11 protein-coding genes are annotated in these 14721 nt (G+C 49.8%); 4 read left to right on the top strand and 7 right to left on the bottom strand.

Annotated elements, in window-relative coordinates; all coding sequences use genetic code 11:
- Positions 1 to 79 precede the first annotated feature (79 nt).
- Positions 80 to 433: a metalloregulator ArsR/SmtB family transcription factor gene (locus ACXI0A_RS00055; protein WP_006785991.1), complete on the bottom strand. Its 354-nt coding sequence runs from the start codon at positions 431 to 433 to the stop codon at positions 80 to 82.
- Positions 434 to 695: 262 nt separating this feature from the next.
- Positions 696 to 1154, bottom strand: a complete 459-nt coding sequence (gene cadR / locus ACXI0A_RS00050; protein ID WP_050680609.1) for a Cd(II)/Pb(II)-responsive transcriptional regulator — start codon at positions 1152 to 1154, stop codon at positions 696 to 698.
- 259 nt (positions 1155 to 1413) lie between these two features.
- Between cadR and ACXI0A_RS00045 the strand changes: the two genes are divergently transcribed.
- Positions 1414 to 3864, top strand: a complete 2451-nt coding sequence (locus ACXI0A_RS00045) for a heavy metal translocating P-type ATPase (RefSeq protein WP_479485180.1) — start codon at positions 1414 to 1416, stop codon at positions 3862 to 3864.
- Between the two features lie 199 nt (positions 3865 to 4063).
- On the opposite strand, the gene silA is transcribed toward ACXI0A_RS00045, so the two are convergent.
- The 4 genes from silA to silC all read right to left on the bottom strand — a co-directional run bounded on the left by silA (position 4064) and on the right by silC (position 10394).
- Complete coding sequence (gene silA / locus ACXI0A_RS00040) at positions 4064 to 7210, bottom strand: Cu(+)/Ag(+) efflux RND transporter permease subunit SilA (protein WP_050680611.1); 3147 nt, start codon at positions 7208 to 7210, stop codon at positions 4064 to 4066.
- A gap of 10 nt (positions 7211 to 7220) precedes the next feature.
- Positions 7221 to 8513 (bottom strand): efflux RND transporter periplasmic adaptor subunit, encoded by a 1293-nt coding sequence (locus tag ACXI0A_RS00035; RefSeq protein ID WP_050680612.1) that lies wholly within the window; start codon positions 8511 to 8513, stop codon positions 7221 to 7223.
- 113 nt (positions 8514 to 8626) lie between these two features.
- Positions 8627 to 8980: a cation efflux system protein CusF gene (gene cusF / locus ACXI0A_RS00030; protein ID WP_039389861.1), complete on the bottom strand. Its 354-nt coding sequence runs from the start codon at positions 8978 to 8980 to the stop codon at positions 8627 to 8629.
- 28 nt (positions 8981 to 9008) lie between these two features.
- Entirely contained in the window at positions 9009 to 10394 is a 1386-nt protein-coding gene (silC, locus tag ACXI0A_RS00025; protein WP_039389859.1) for a Cu(+)/Ag(+) efflux RND transporter outer membrane channel SilC, read from the bottom strand.
- Between the two features lie 194 nt (positions 10395 to 10588).
- On the opposite strand from silC, the gene ACXI0A_RS00020 reads away from it, so the two are divergent.
- From ACXI0A_RS00020 to ACXI0A_RS00010, 3 genes are all read left to right on the top strand, one after another.
- Entirely contained in the window at positions 10589 to 11272 is a 684-nt protein-coding gene (locus ACXI0A_RS00020) for a copper/silver response regulator transcription factor (RefSeq protein ID WP_039389857.1), read from the top strand.
- On the top strand, positions 11262 to 12716 hold the full coding sequence (locus tag ACXI0A_RS00015) for a Cu(+)/Ag(+) sensor histidine kinase (protein WP_050680614.1): 1455 nt from the start codon (positions 11262 to 11264) through the stop codon (positions 12714 to 12716). Before ACXI0A_RS00020 ends, ACXI0A_RS00015 begins: the two co-directional genes overlap by 11 nt.
- Positions 12717 to 12985: 269 nt before the next feature.
- Positions 12986 to 13408 (top strand): hypothetical protein, encoded by a 423-nt coding sequence (locus ACXI0A_RS00010; protein WP_039389853.1) that lies wholly within the window; start codon positions 12986 to 12988, stop codon positions 13406 to 13408.
- Between the two features lie 853 nt (positions 13409 to 14261).
- Here the strand turns inward: ACXI0A_RS00010 and ACXI0A_RS00005 are convergent.
- Positions 14262 to 14492 carry a hypothetical protein gene (locus tag ACXI0A_RS00005; RefSeq protein ID WP_050680615.1) on the bottom strand — a complete coding sequence of 77 codons (231 nt, stop codon included), beginning with the start codon at positions 14490 to 14492 and terminating at the stop codon, positions 14262 to 14264.
- Positions 14493 to 14721: the final 229 nt, after the last annotated feature.

Here is a 14721-nt window from a genome sequence, read left to right as displayed (position 1 = left end):
TATACCTGCCCGTTAAAGCGGGCTGCTAAGTGTACCCTGTAAATATATTCGTTTAATCGAATGTGTTTAGATAAAATTTTTACATGCAGACAGCTTTGCCGTTGGTGGTTGCGTTATCACGCTCAGCCTGCTGACTGAGATGAAGAATTTCATCCCGCTGACACAGATATGCCTGCTCAATGACCGCTGCTGCCCACGCAGGCATGTGTGGCGATAACCGGTAATGGATCCACTTGCCGTCGCGCCTGTCGATAAGCAGTCCACTCTCTCTGAGCAGGGCCAGGTGCCGCGATATTTTTGGCTGTGTTTCTTTCAGGATAGATACAAGCTCGCAGACGCAGAGCTCCCCTTTTTCGCGCAACAACAGCACCAGGCTGAGCCGGGTTTCGTCAGAAAGATTCTTAAAAAGTTGCAGGGGCAGAAGTGACGGCATAATTTCTCCTTCGTGGCGGACAGCAACAAGTCTCGTCTTCTGCAGACGAAAGGTCAATTTTATATTGATAAATTCATATATGTTGTGACGTGCTTACAGGCTTTTCTGTACAGCTTAATGAGGGAATAGCGGTTAAACGATGTCACACAGATTTTAACGGCAGCATACTTTCAGCAACCTGAATGGCCGGGCATGACGAAGTAACATCACAAAAAAAGCCTGTTGCTTTAGTGAACCGTTCTACTTACAGCAGAAAGCAGCATCAGCAAGAGTGGCTTCCGGCCAGATGACCTGCAGTGATAACCGGCACGATATCCTCAGGCTCTTCTGCCTGCTCCAGTTCGCGCAGAATACCGCAGTCCCGTGTTGCCCGGTTGGCATTGCAGTGGCTCCGGAGCTCAAACAGTTGCTTTTCCAGCATATTCAGTTCACGAATACGGGCCTGAACGTGGTTCAGATGTTCATTTATCAGGGCATTAACCTTACCGCAGTCTGCGTCAGGCTGGCTTCGCGCCTGCAGCAGCACCCGGATTTCTTCATGGGTCATATCCAGCGCCCGACAGCGCCGGATAAACATAAGCCTTTCGAGATGTGCGCTGTCGTAATGGCGGTAGTTATTAGTCTGGTCCCGCAATGCGGCCTGCAAAAGCCCCTCTCGCTCATAATAACGTACCGTCTCTACAGGACATCCCGCCTGGCGGGCCAGTTCACCAATTTTCATATCACACCTCTTCTGAGCTTGACCCTGTAGTTACATCAGGGTCTTTAATGCCAGTATACGTTATGAACGGGATAAAAAAATGAGTGACTGCTGCAGTAATAAAAAATGTGGATCAGCCGCAACCGTAGAGGAGGCGTCTGTTAAAAATACCGCAACTGCCCCGACTGAGGCTTCCGGGAAGATGCCACCAAAAACGACTGAGACCACACCGGCTTGTTGCAGCACCGGGAGCTGCTGCTCAACGGACGGCCTGAGCCAGGTGTCCGAACTGGTTGCAGAGCATCCCCGCAACGATGACGTTCAGACGCGTCTGCGCATCATGCAGATGGACTGTCCGACGGAGGAGGCGCTCCTCCGAAAAAAACTGGCAAAACTACCTGCCGTCAGCAATCTTGAATTCAATCTGATTCAGAGGGTGCTCACCGTGACCCATACGCCGCAGGCGCTGGAACCGGTTCTGCAGGCGGTGCGCTCGCTGGGTTTTGACCCGGAACCGATTGATAAAGCAATGCAGCCTGAAGGCAACTGCTGTTCAGCCCGTGAGGCGGAAAGTACCGGCGGTTCTTGCTGCGCGCCTGCCCCTGTCACATTCGGTGAGCTGCAGACCCAGCAGGTGACCGCTGAAGGGGTGCGTACCAGTATCAGGATCATGCAGATGGACTGCCCGGTTGAAGAGGGCATGATTCGCAAAAAGCTGGACGGCATGTCAGTCGTCAAGGAGCTGGATTTCAATCTTATGCAGCGCGTACTGACGGTAGTTCACGCACCGAATGCGCTGGAGCCTGTTCTGGCCGCCATTCGTTCGCTGGGCTTTGAACCTGAACTTCCTGACAGCAATGGCCGTCACGCGGTTACTGAGGAAAAGAAAAAACCCTGGTGGCCGCTCGCGTTTGCCGGTGTGGCGGCAATCGCCGCCGAAGCCATGCATTGGGCGGGCATGCCGGAATGGCTGGAAGCGGCTCTTGCTCTTGCTGCCGTTGCGGCCTGTGGCCTGTCCACGTACAAAAAAGGCTGGATTGCTCTTCGCAACGGCAACCTGAACATCAACGCCCTGATGAGTATTGCCGTCACCGGGGCGCTGGCGCTCGGACAGTGGCCTGAAGCCGCCATGGTAATGGTACTGTTCACGGTTGCGGAACTGATTGAAGCGAAGTCTCTTGATCGCGCCCGCAATGCCATTGGCTCTCTGATGAAGCTGACGCCTGAAACCGCCACGGTTCAGCAACCAGACGGCTCCTGGAAAGAAACTGAGGCCAGGTCTGTATCCCTTAACAGCGTGGTCAGGGTAAAGCCGGGCGAGCGTATCGCCCTCGACGGCACGGTGGTCCGGGGCAGGACTGCCATTAATCAGGCACCTATTACCGGCGAAAGTCTGCCGGTGGATAAAGGGGAAGGTGACCCGGTCTTCGCCGGGACGGTCAACGGCTCCGGTGGCTTTGAGTACCGGGTAACGGCCGCTGCCGGAAATACCACGCTGGCGCGTATCATTCATGCCGTGGAGGAAGCGCAGGGGGCAAAAGCCCCTACGCAGCGCTTTGTTGACCGCTTTGCACAAATTTATACCCCTTTGGTGTTTGCTATTGCCGTCGCAGTTGCCGTTCTCCCGCCACTGATTGCAGGTGAAAGCTGGCAGGAGTGGATTTACAAGGCGCTGGTTATGCTGGTTATTGCCTGCCCTTGTGCGCTCGTCATTTCCACGCCAGTGACCATTGTCAGCGGCCTGACGGCAGCAGCTCGCCGGGGGATATTTATCAAGGGCGGCGTTTATCTTGAAGAGGGCCGAAAGCTGAAGTGGCTGGCGCTCGACAAGACCGGCACCCTGACGCACGGTAAGCCGGTACAGACGGATGCGATTATCTATACCGGGGTGGCAGAAGAGGAGGGGCGCAAGCTGGCTGTGAGCCTGGCAGGTTACTCCGATCATCCGGTTTCGCAGGCTGTATCGGCGGCATCAGATGGCATTCGGCGTTATGAAGTGGAAAACTTTGAGGCGCTGCCAGGCCGCGGCGTGCGTGGCGTCATCAACGGTGAAACCTACAGTCTGGGCAATCTGAGGCTGGCTGAAGAAACGGTGCGCTGCCCGGAAGCGGTCAGGGCTGCATTAATGGAACTGGAGAACGTCGGTAAAACGGTCATCATGCTCTGTGACACTCATCAGGTGCTTGGGCTGTTTGCGGTGGCTGATACGGTGAAGGAAAGCAGCCGCGAGGCGATAAGTCAGTTGCATAGTCTGGGCGTCAAAACGCTCATGTTGACCGGAGACAATGCGCACACGGCGCAGGCCATTGCCGGTCAGGTTGGTATTGATGAGGCGCGGGGGGATCAACTGCCGGAAGATAAACTGCGTGCTGTAGAAACATTTACGGCGCAGGGCACGACCGGCATGGTAGGCGACGGCATCAATGATGCACCGGCGCTGGCCCGCGCCGATATCGGCTTTGCCATGGGTGCAATGGGCACGGATACCGCCATCGAGACGGCCGATGTGGCCCTCATGGATGACGATTTGCGTAAAGTTCCGGCTTTTGTCCGACTCTCCCGGCAGACGTATAACATTCTGGTTCAGAATATCGTTATGGCTATTGGGATCAAGGCAGTATTCCTGGCCCTGACCATTGCCGGTATGGGGACCATGTGGATGGCCGTATTCGCGGATGTGGGGGCAAGCCTGCTTGTCGTGGCAAACGGTCTGCGCCTGTTGCGTAATTAGCAGGGCTGCTGCCTATCGGATTAGGGCGGGCAGTTACAGGAGATGTAGTTGGCTTATATTGTCTGCGTTATGCTACCAAGGTAGGCTCTGAAAAAGAGAGGGACAGCATCACTGACACCGCTCTTTTCATAATGGCTATAGTGCAGTTTTGATACCTATCCTGATATAAAGGCCCTCTCTGACAGAGGGCCTTTTGATATCATAATATCCTTGCTTTATGCCTACGCAGCCAGATTAATTTGTAGGCAGCAGGAATAATGAACAGTGATAGAAGCGGAGCTGTGATCATCCCCCCAATCATGGGTGCTGCAATCCGACTCATGACTTCTGAGCCTGCTCCCGTTCCCCAGAGAATGGGTAGCAGACCCGCAATGATCACTGCCACGGTCATGGCTTTTGGCCGGACACGCAGAACTGCACCATGGTAGAGGGCTTCATCAAGACTTTCAGATGTGAATGTCTCTCGGTGGGACAATTCCGGGTGTGCTTCAATGGCATGACGCAGATACATCAGCATGACCACTCCAAATTCTGCCGCCACCCCAGCCAGGGCGATAAATCCGGTTCCGGTCGCCACAGACATGTGGAAGTCCTGCCAGTAGAGGAACCATATTCCCCCGACCAGGGCAAACGGAAGACTCATCAGGATCAGCAGGGCTTCATCAGCCCGGCGGAAGGCGAGGTATAACAGAATGAAAATGATCATCACCGTCATCGGTACCATCAGTTTCAGTTTCTTGTTGGCGTGCTCAAGTAACTCAAATTGACCGGAGAATGACACACTGGTACCCGGTCTAAGTTTCACTTTCTTGCTGATGGCCGTCTTAATATCGTTTACCACCGAAACCATATCCCTGCCGCGCGCATCAATATAAATCCAGCTGGCAGGCCGGGCATTTTCTGTTTTCAGCATGGTTGGTCCGGAAACGACCCTAACGTCAGTTACATCCCCCAGCGTGATTTGCTGCTTCATCGGTGTCAGAATCGGCATCTGTTTCAGCGCCTGCGGACTGTTCCGGTAATCCTGCGGGTAACGGATATTAATCGGATACCGGGCCACGCCCTCAACCGTTTCCCCCACCGTCGCGCCGCCGATGGCTGAGGAGACGAACAGCTGGACATCACCCACCGTCATCCCGTAGCGGGAGGCTTTTTCACGGTTAATATCGATGCCAATGTAGCGCCCACCCTCCAGTCGCTCAGCCAGAGCAGATACCACGCCCGGCACGGTTTTGGCTACCGCCTCAATGCTCTGCGCCGTTGCATCGATATCGGACAGAACAGTACCTGACACCTTGATACCTATCGGACTTTTGATCCCGGTTGAGAGCATATCAATACGGTTACGGATGGGGGGCACCCAGAGGTTAGCCAGTCCGGGTAAACGGACCGTTTTATCGAGTTCGTCAATAATCTTGTCAATCGTCATGCCGGGCCGCCACTGATCCTCTGGTTTGAGCTGGATCGTGGTTTCCATCATTTCGAGCGGCGCGGAATCCGTCGCGGTCTCGGCCTTCCCGGTCTTGCCAAAAACAGAAGCTACTTCAGGTACGGTTTTGATGAGCTTATCCGTGGTCTGTAAGATCGCAGCGGCCTCTGCCGGCGATACGCCCGGCAATGTTGAGGGCATATACAACAGGTCGCCCTCGTTTATCTTCGGCAGAAACTCGCCGCCCACCTGACTCAGGGGCCAGATAACCGTGAAGATGGATAAGGTCGCAACCAGCAGGGTTGTTTTTGGCCAGTGAAGTACCCGCAGCAGCAAAGGATGATACGCTTTAATCAGCAGCCGGTTCAGAGGATTGCTGGTCTCGGCAGGAATCTTCCCCCGGATCCAGAATCCCATCAGAATCGGGATGACGATGATGGCCAGCGCGGCCGCGCCCGCCATGGAGTAGGTTTTCGTAAAGGCCAGTGGACCAAAGAGACGACCTTCCTGTCCTTCCAGGGTAAAAATAGGAATAAAGGACAGGGTAATGATCAGCAGACTGATAAACAGCGCAGGCCCCACTTCAACGGAGGCATCGGTGATAACCTTCCAGCGGGTTGCGTTGTCAATCTGCTCATCCGGATGCTGATGATCCCACTCTTCCAGCCGTTTATGCGCATTTTCAATCATCACGATGGCGGCATCCACCATCGCCCCTACCGCAATGGCGATCCCTCCCAGCGACATTATATTGGCGTTCAGCCCCTGGAAATGCATGACAATAAAGGCGATACACAGACCAAGGGGCAGAGAAATAATCGCCACCAGGGCAGAACGAACATGCCACAGAAACAGGGCGCAGACGATGGCTACCACGATAAACTCTTCCAGGAGTTTGTAGCTGAGGTTGTCAATGGCCCGGTCAATTAACTGGCTGCGATCGTAGGTAGTCACAATATCAACGCCCTCAGGCAAACTTGCCTTCAGGGTCTCCAGTTTATCTTTCACTGCAGTGATAACGTCGCGCGCATTTTTACCCGACCGCAGGATCACGACGCCGCCGGCGACTTCTCCCTGACCGTTAAGCTCTGCTATACCACGCCGCATTTCAGGCCCGGTCTGCACGCGGGCCACGTCCCGCAGATAAATCGGTACACCGTTTTCTCCGGTTTTCAGGACGATGTTATTGAAATCGTCTATGGACTGGAGGTAACCGCTGGCCCGGACCATGTACTCCGCTTCGGCGATTTCAACGGATGAGCCACCGGCTTCCTGGTTAGATGACTCAAGGGCCTGTTTTACTTCAGGCAGGCTGATGCCGTACTGGGTCTGTTTCTCCGGGTTAACCTGAATTTGGTACTGCTTGACCACGCCGCCTACTGATGCAACTTCCGCGACGTTAGGGATAGTTTTCAGTTCAAATTTCAGGAACCAGTCCTGCAGGGAGCGCAGTTCGGAAAGGTCATGTTTTCCGCTGTGATCAACCAGAGCATATTCAAATATCCAACCCACACCTGTGGCATCAGGCCCGATTTCCGAGCTTACACCGGCAGGCAGTTTCCGCTGAACCTGATTAAGGTATTCCAGCACACGTGAGCGGGCCCAGTACAGATCGGTCCCGTCCTCAAAAATGACATACACATAGGAATCGCCGAACTGGGAAAAACCGCGCACGGTCTTGGCACCGGGTACCGACAGCATGGTGGTCGTGAGCGGATATGTAACCTGGTTTTCAACAATCTGCGGAGCCTGACCAGGATAGCTGGTCTTGATAATTACCTGTACATCGGACAGATCGGGTAGCGCATCCACAGGGGTGTTGATGATAGTCCAGGTGCCCCAGACACTAAGAAACAGAGCGGCCATCATAACGAGGAAACGGTTGGCAACCGATCGCCGTATAATCCATTCAATCATCATCGTCTCCTCAATGACCGGAATGTGTATTTGCAGACGGAGCGGACATTGGCGGCATTGTGCCGTCCGTTGTTTCCGGATGACGCATACGTTCCAGTGCGCCCGTAATGTTGGCTTCGGAGTCAATCAGGAACATGCCGCTGACTACCACCATATCGCCTTCATTGAGGCCGGTGCCGATACCGGACTGTTGCTGAGATTCGTGGAGAACGTGGACCTTTTTTGGCACAAACCGACCTTCTGCATCGACAGTGATCACGCGCTGTTCTTTACCGGTGTCAATAACGGCCTGCGACGGGATCAGCAACATTTCCTGGCTCCGGGTATTCAGTTTCAGATAGGCATTCATGCCCGGTTTAAGACGTTCGTCCTTGTTTGATACCTGCAGACGTACCTGCAGGGTCCGGGTGGTTTGATCGACGCTGGGAAGAATGTTCCATTTTTCTACATGGAACGATTTATCCGGATAGGCCGGTACTGAAATTTCAAATTGAGAGGTGTCTTTCAGGAGATAGGCGATGGATTCGGGTACTGCCGCACTGATCCAGACCGGATCCATCCCCTGAATCTGTGCCACCACTTTATCTTTTGAGATATTCATACCAGTGCGCAGGTCAAACGCCGTAATGACACCATCTATCGGTGCCTTAATGGTAAACCGGGTCTGAATACTCCGGGTTGACCGCAGTTTCTGGATATCCTTTTCCGGCATTCCGGCCAGACGAAGTCGTTCAAGCACACCTTTAATTTGCGTTGGTGTCCCTCCGGTGCCAGATAACAGTAGAAACTCACTTTGTGCTTCCACCCATTCCGGAATGGTAATATCGATAAGCGGTGTACCTTCCTTCACATGATCGCCAATCGTCAGGGGATACACTTTTTCGACGAAACCGTCAGAGCGAGCCTGCACAATGACAAACTGATACTCGTTGTAACTAACATTGGCCGGTATTGTCTGAGAATAATTCAGCATTCCGCGTGTGACTTTTTGCGTTTTTAATCCCAGGTTCTGAACCAGCGTTGGATCAATACGGATCCCATCGCTGATTTTCTCGCCGCTTTCATCTGCATATTTTGGCACCAGGTCCATGTCCATAAAGGGTGATTTTCCGGGTTTATCAAATTTCGTATCCGGTTTCATCGGGTCATACCAGAAAAGTATCTTTCGCTCCGGTGCCTTTAGTTCCGTTTGTACTGTTTTTTGTTCCGGGTTTACATACTGCAAGGCAGTAACCGATATCAGCCCTCCTGCTATCAGGCTGCTGATAATTATTGCAGCATATTTTATCTTTAAAGAAGCCATACAATTTCTCGCTGAAAAATCAAAACACCTGACATATGCGCCTGATCATTAATTCACAGAAATCTCTTTTTAAATGTTCAGGCACACTGGATGTATTCGCTCCGGGCTGACAGTCAGGATTGCGTAACGTTAATGCTTTTGAGTAAGGAGATATTTCCCTGCTGAATAAACGAGAAATCAACGTGGTTACCGGTTTTCAGCGCATTAATGGTGTCGTCTGCATTCATAAAGGTGAAGCGCATGGTCATTGCAGGCCAGCCCACCTCAGGGATAGCTTCGTGCGAAATGGTGATTTTTTTACTGTTCATATCAATGTCTTTAACGACACCGTTGCTATTAATAATTTGCTGTGACGAAGCATCACTGGCAGCATTCATATCGCCATGGTGATGTATTTCAGCATGAAGACCGGCAGAAAACATGACAGAGAAGGCGCCCAATAAAACGGCTTTAAGTGAATTACGCATTTTTTATTTCCTGATTAATTAAATAAATTTACTGTACCCAACCGCCACCCAGTGCGGTGAATAGATTGATTTCGTTAACCTGCCGGGAATATGTAAGATCGAGAATGGTTTGCTGTGTCGTGAACAGGGAGCGTTCTGCGTCCAGCACTTCAATGTAGCTGACAGCACCACTTGAATATAATCCTCTGGCACGCTGGAGGGTTATCTGAAGTGAATCGAGATAACGCTGCTGTGCCTCAAGTTGCTGGTTAAGGCTGTCCCGCAGCGCAAGCGTATCGGATACATCCTTAAAGGCGGACTGAATTTTTTGTTCGTAGTTAACCACCGACTGTTGCTGGCGAATTTCGGCCAATTTCAAATTGGCTTTGTTCCTGCCGGCATTAAAAACAGGAATTTCAATTTTGGGAATAAAATTCCACATTCCGCTTCCTGGCGTAAAGAGGCTGGACAGCTCCGTACTGCTTGCGGAAAGACTACTGGTCAGGGTAATAGATGGGAAAAACGCCGCTCGCGCTGCGCCAATATTGGCATCAGCTGCTTTGAGCTGGTATTCCGCTTCCATGATATCCGGGCGCTGCAGTAAAATTTGTGACGACAGGTTTGGTGGCAGTTTTACTGGTGCGATCTCACCACCTTTCATCGTTTTTTCTGACGGAAGTGCGCGGTAGGTTCCCACCAGCAGTCGCAGAGCATTGTTTGCCTGCGCCAGATCGCCTTCTCGTTTGGCTATCTCAGCGCGGGTACTTTCGATTTGTCCCCTGGCCTGTTCAAGCGCCAGAACGTTCGTACTCCCGGTCACCAGCTGTTGCTCAACGAAAGCATAAGACTGTTGATAATTTTTCAGCGTTTCCCGCGCAATACGGAGTTGTTCGTACGCCAGTTGCTGGCTGAAATAGCTCTGTGAAACGTTGGATACCAGCAGGATGTGTACGGCCCGACGGGCTTCTTCGCTGGCAAAATAGTTCTGGCGGTCAGCTTCACTCATGTTCTTAAGCTTGCCGAAAAAATCGAGTTCATAGCTGAGCTCCAGACCCGCGTCGTACTCCTGTGCGGTCGGCTTGTCATCTTTCAGACCAACGCGGTAGGTGATCCCGGATGAGGCATTCAACTGGGGATAACGGTCTGCATCCGTGACGTTGAACTGGGCCCGGGCCTCTTCAACCTTCAGGGCGGCCATTCTCAAATCACGGTTGTTTGTCAGGGCTTCATCGATCAGCCGGGTAACCTGGGGATCGACAAAAAAAATACGCCAGCCCGTATCCTGATAGCCATTTACCGCTGGCGTCAGGCTGTTGCGTGACAAAGAAAACTGCTGTGGTACTGGCGCTGCCGGCCGCTGATAGTCAGGTGCCAGCGAAACGCAGCCAGCCAGTATAAAAATCATGCTGATGCTTAATAGTTTTAATTTGAACATAACGCTTCTCTTCCAGGCAGGCCTGGTAAATGGTTCAAATGAAGTCCAGAGTATTGATAGGGGGATGTTACAGAATGCTCTCTGTTTGCCAGGTGACTGGATAATGACAATGCTGTCATTTTTAACGTAAGCCGTTGATTACATGCTTAGGCTAAATAGAATGAATGGCACGGGTAGTCAGCCAGGGGAGCAAGATGAAAATACTGATCGTTGAAGATGAAGTAAAAACTGGTGAGTACCTCAGTAAAGGGCTTACTGAAGCGGGATTTGTAGTTGATCACGCCGATAATGGTCTGACCGGATATCATCTCGCCATAACAGCCGAATATGATTTACTGATTCTGGATATCATGCTCCCGGATGTAAACGGCTGGGATATTATTCGTATGCTTCGTGCCGCAGGTAAAGGTATGCCTGTTTTGCTGCTTACGGCTCTCGGCACCATTGAGCACCGGGTTAAAGGACTTGAGCTGGGCGCGGACGATTACCTGATTAAACCATTTGCGTTTGCTGAGCTTCTTGCCCGAGTCAGGACACTTTTACGACGGGGTAACACAGTCATCACGGAAAGCCAGTTTAAGGTGGCTGATCTGATGGTAGACCTTGTTTCAAGAAAGGTTAGCCGCGCAGGGAAACGTATCTTGCTGACGAGTAAGGAGTTCTCTCTACTGGAATTCTTCATTCGTCATCAGGGAGAGGTGCTGCCCCGTTCGCTGATTGCATCGCAGGTCTGGGATATGAACTTTGACAGCGATACTAATGCTATAGACGTGGCAGTAAAACGCCTCAGGGCAAAGATAGACAACGATTATGAGCCTAAGCTGATCCAGACGGTCCGCGGCGTGGGATATATCCTGGAGGTTCCGGATGCGTTTTAATTTCTCAGGGCGCCCTTACTCTCTCGCACTGAGACTAACCTTCTTTATCAGCCTGTCCACCATAATTGCGTTTTTTGCTTTTACCTGGTTTATGCTGCATTCCGTTGAAAAACACTTTGCAGAGCAGGATGTGCGGGATCTGAAACAAATCAGTATCGCGATGAACAGAATACTGCAGACACCTGTAGCTCCGGACCAAAAAAAAATAAGTAAAATCAAAGAATCCATATCAGATTACCGCAACGTCGCTGTTCTTATTTTGACTGATGGGGGTGACGTGTTGTTCAGTTCACCACAAGGAGCGACGTTACGTTCTGTGGTCAATGCATCAAACTTTACAGCGCATAGTCGGGCCAGGGAAATATTCCTCTGGACAGTAAAAGAGCCAACTTTACTTATGCGCAACGGCTCTGACATGAAAATGGAGACTTACAGAATCGTTGCATCTTCAGGCAAAGCAACGCTTAACGGAAAACCACAGACGTATCAGATGATAATTGGGCTCTCGATTGACTTTCATCTTCATTACCTTGAAGCACTAAAAAAGAATTTAATTGCCATTGCCTTCGTAATCAGCCTGTTGATAATTTTCATTATCCGCATAGCGGTTCGCCAGGGTCATCTTCCTCTCCGCAACGTCAGCAAGGCCATTAAAAATATTACCTCGGAGAACCTGGATGTGAGACTGGAACCGTCCAAAGTTCCCATCGAGCTGGAGCAACTGGTGATATCGTTTAACCATATGATTGAAAAGATTGAGGATGTATTTACGCGACAGGCAAATTTCTCTGCTGATATCGCCCATGAAATCAGAACGCCCATAACCAATCTGGTTACACAGACTGAAATCGCGCTAAGTCAGCACAGAACGCAGAAAGAGCTGGAGGATGTGTTGTATTCCAGCCTTGAAGAGTATAACAGAATGACAAAAATGGTCAGCGATATGCTTTTTCTGGCACAGGCTGATAATAATCAATTGATCCCCGAACGGATAATGTTTGATCTCCGCACAGAAGTGGTCAAGGTGTTTGATTTTTTCGAAGCCTGGGCAGAAGAACTCAATGTTTCTCTGCAGTTAAACGGGTCGTGCTGCCTTATTAAAGGAGACCCACTTATGTACCGAAGGGCATTAAATAATCTTCTGTCTAACGCTCTGCGTTATACGCAGTCAGGGAAGACAGTGACTGTAACCATTGCGGGGAATGAGAATAGTGTTCAGCTTATAGTTGAAAATCCAGGGAAACCGATACCTGCAGAACACCTGCCACGTTTGTTTGATCGGTTTTATCGCGTCGATCCATCGCGGCAAAGAAAGGGAGAAGGCAGTGGGATTGGTCTGGCGATTGTAAAGTCAATCGTAAACGCTCATCACGGGAAACTGTGGGTCGAATCAGATACAGTTTCGACACGATTCATATTGCTATTACCCAGAATGGCTGCATAGTGTCCCGAATGTCTCCAGTTTTTTCGATGAATAATAAATATATTACAGAGATGTCATTAAGCTGTCATGCCTTCAACAGAATTAAGCAGGTAGAATCGTCCTCACTAAGCAGGCGGAACAGTCTTTATGGATCAATATCAACGGAATACAGGCACTGAGTTACGCATATTATCTTTTTTTAAGATGAAATCAGTCTGGCTTGTAAGTTCTTTAGTTGATGACATCTTTGACAGTCCGTTATTTATTCCATTATCAACGGGAAACTTATTATGAAAAGTTTAATCTTCGCTTCCTCTGTCGGACTTAGCTTAATTCCTTCAGCCTGGGCGGATGGAAATATCAACATTCATGAGCATGTTAATAATGCCCAGGCGGCAGCGCATCAGCAACAGTTTTCATCCGTTCCTGAATCTGTCAGGGGGGAAGTATTACAAATGAAGAGTATGGATCAGCATGAACAGGCCCTTAATGTTCATAATTCCATGAAAAATGGTGCTTCTGATGCCCATCAGAAAATGGCGAAGAACCATCAGAAAATGTCAGATGATATGGCCGGCATGAAATCAAGTACCGCGCCATCTTTTGCAGAAATGGATGAACATGAAAGGGCCGCCGTTGCCCACGAAAATATGAGTAACGGCCAGTCAGAAGCACACCAGTCAATGGCTGCAATACATCGCGGTATGAAGTAAAACTGACGGAAGCGGGTTGCTATATCAGTCCTTAATGTTTTTGCAGATGTAGATATTCTTACCTTAAAGATACGATCCCTTTATTCAAATTAGCCCCTATATGGGGCTTTTTTGCAACGCTTACAAAAAATAAACATCTTTTTTATAAGATTTAATTTTTATTTTCCTGCTGCAATTGAAGATGTTATCGCTTTGAACTAATGGCGAGGAGTTCTGTTGAAGCTGTTTCAATCAGCTTAGTTTTTTTACATGGCTGAGTGTGATGTTTCTCAATAAATAATTTGCTTAATGTCGCTTGTTTTTTGAGTGATGCCAAATCACATTAATCAATTCCTCTGGCAATTATTTTAAATATTCACGGCTGAAGCAAGAGCACACCTTTCTGAACGGTTTAGAGTTTTTCATTATGCATAATAGCGGCGTATACGACATGAAATGTAAAAAACTGACTTACAAAATCTATAGGCTCTGATGATATCCTGTAAGCGGTTGTATATTCATTTTGATGCTTTCTACCGTTTCAACATGAGGCCTTTCAGGCTTAACCTGAAGATAAATCGCAGATTGCAGTGCAGGTTAGGGCGATTAGCTGGCAGACAAGACCTGAACCGGGTGAGAAAAGGGAAATACAGTTACACCTTACTGCACGTTGAGTAAACCGGGGGCTGCGGTAAAAAGAATGTTTAAAATATAAAAATGTAGCCCGCCACAGTCAGCGGGCCGGCTGAAATCAGCCTGAAAGAAGATTTACCGGAAATACATTAATGATGAGGGTAATACACAACACATCCCGGATGCAGTGGCAAGGAAGAACAGAAAACTCCGGGCGAATTTTCTGTCCACATACTATCCGTTATTTCTCTTCCAGCATCATTTTACGGTGCATATCGATAATGCTCTGATGCGCAGCTGAGTTTGCATTATCCATGCTCTCATGCGCAAGAATGGCACGTTCATGCTCATTCATCGCAGAGACAGAAACACGGTTATCAGTGTTATCTAGTACTGTTTCAGGATGCTGCTGTGCCCATGCGGACGAAGCGGAAATCAGGATCACAAGAGGGATAAGCTTTACTTTTTTCATGGTGGCAGTCCTTAACGTTGAATGTAAAATAAGAATAAACAATTACCGGCCGGGTTTACCTGTGGCCTTAGTGATGTTCATCGTACAGAAGAAAAAACGTTACGGCGAAAAATGACAGAAATGTAATTTATAAACAGTGCGTTCCAACATTACACAATTGTAATCACACAAAGTCTGTAGCTGTGGTAGCTTTCCGGTAACAAAAAACTTTTCATCCTGAACGGTAAGC

This window comes from Pantoea sp. C1E2 (genome assembly GCF_056491465.1).
The sequence above is the reverse complement of the archived record's forward strand: the minus strand, read 5'-3'. Positions and strand labels throughout refer to the sequence as shown.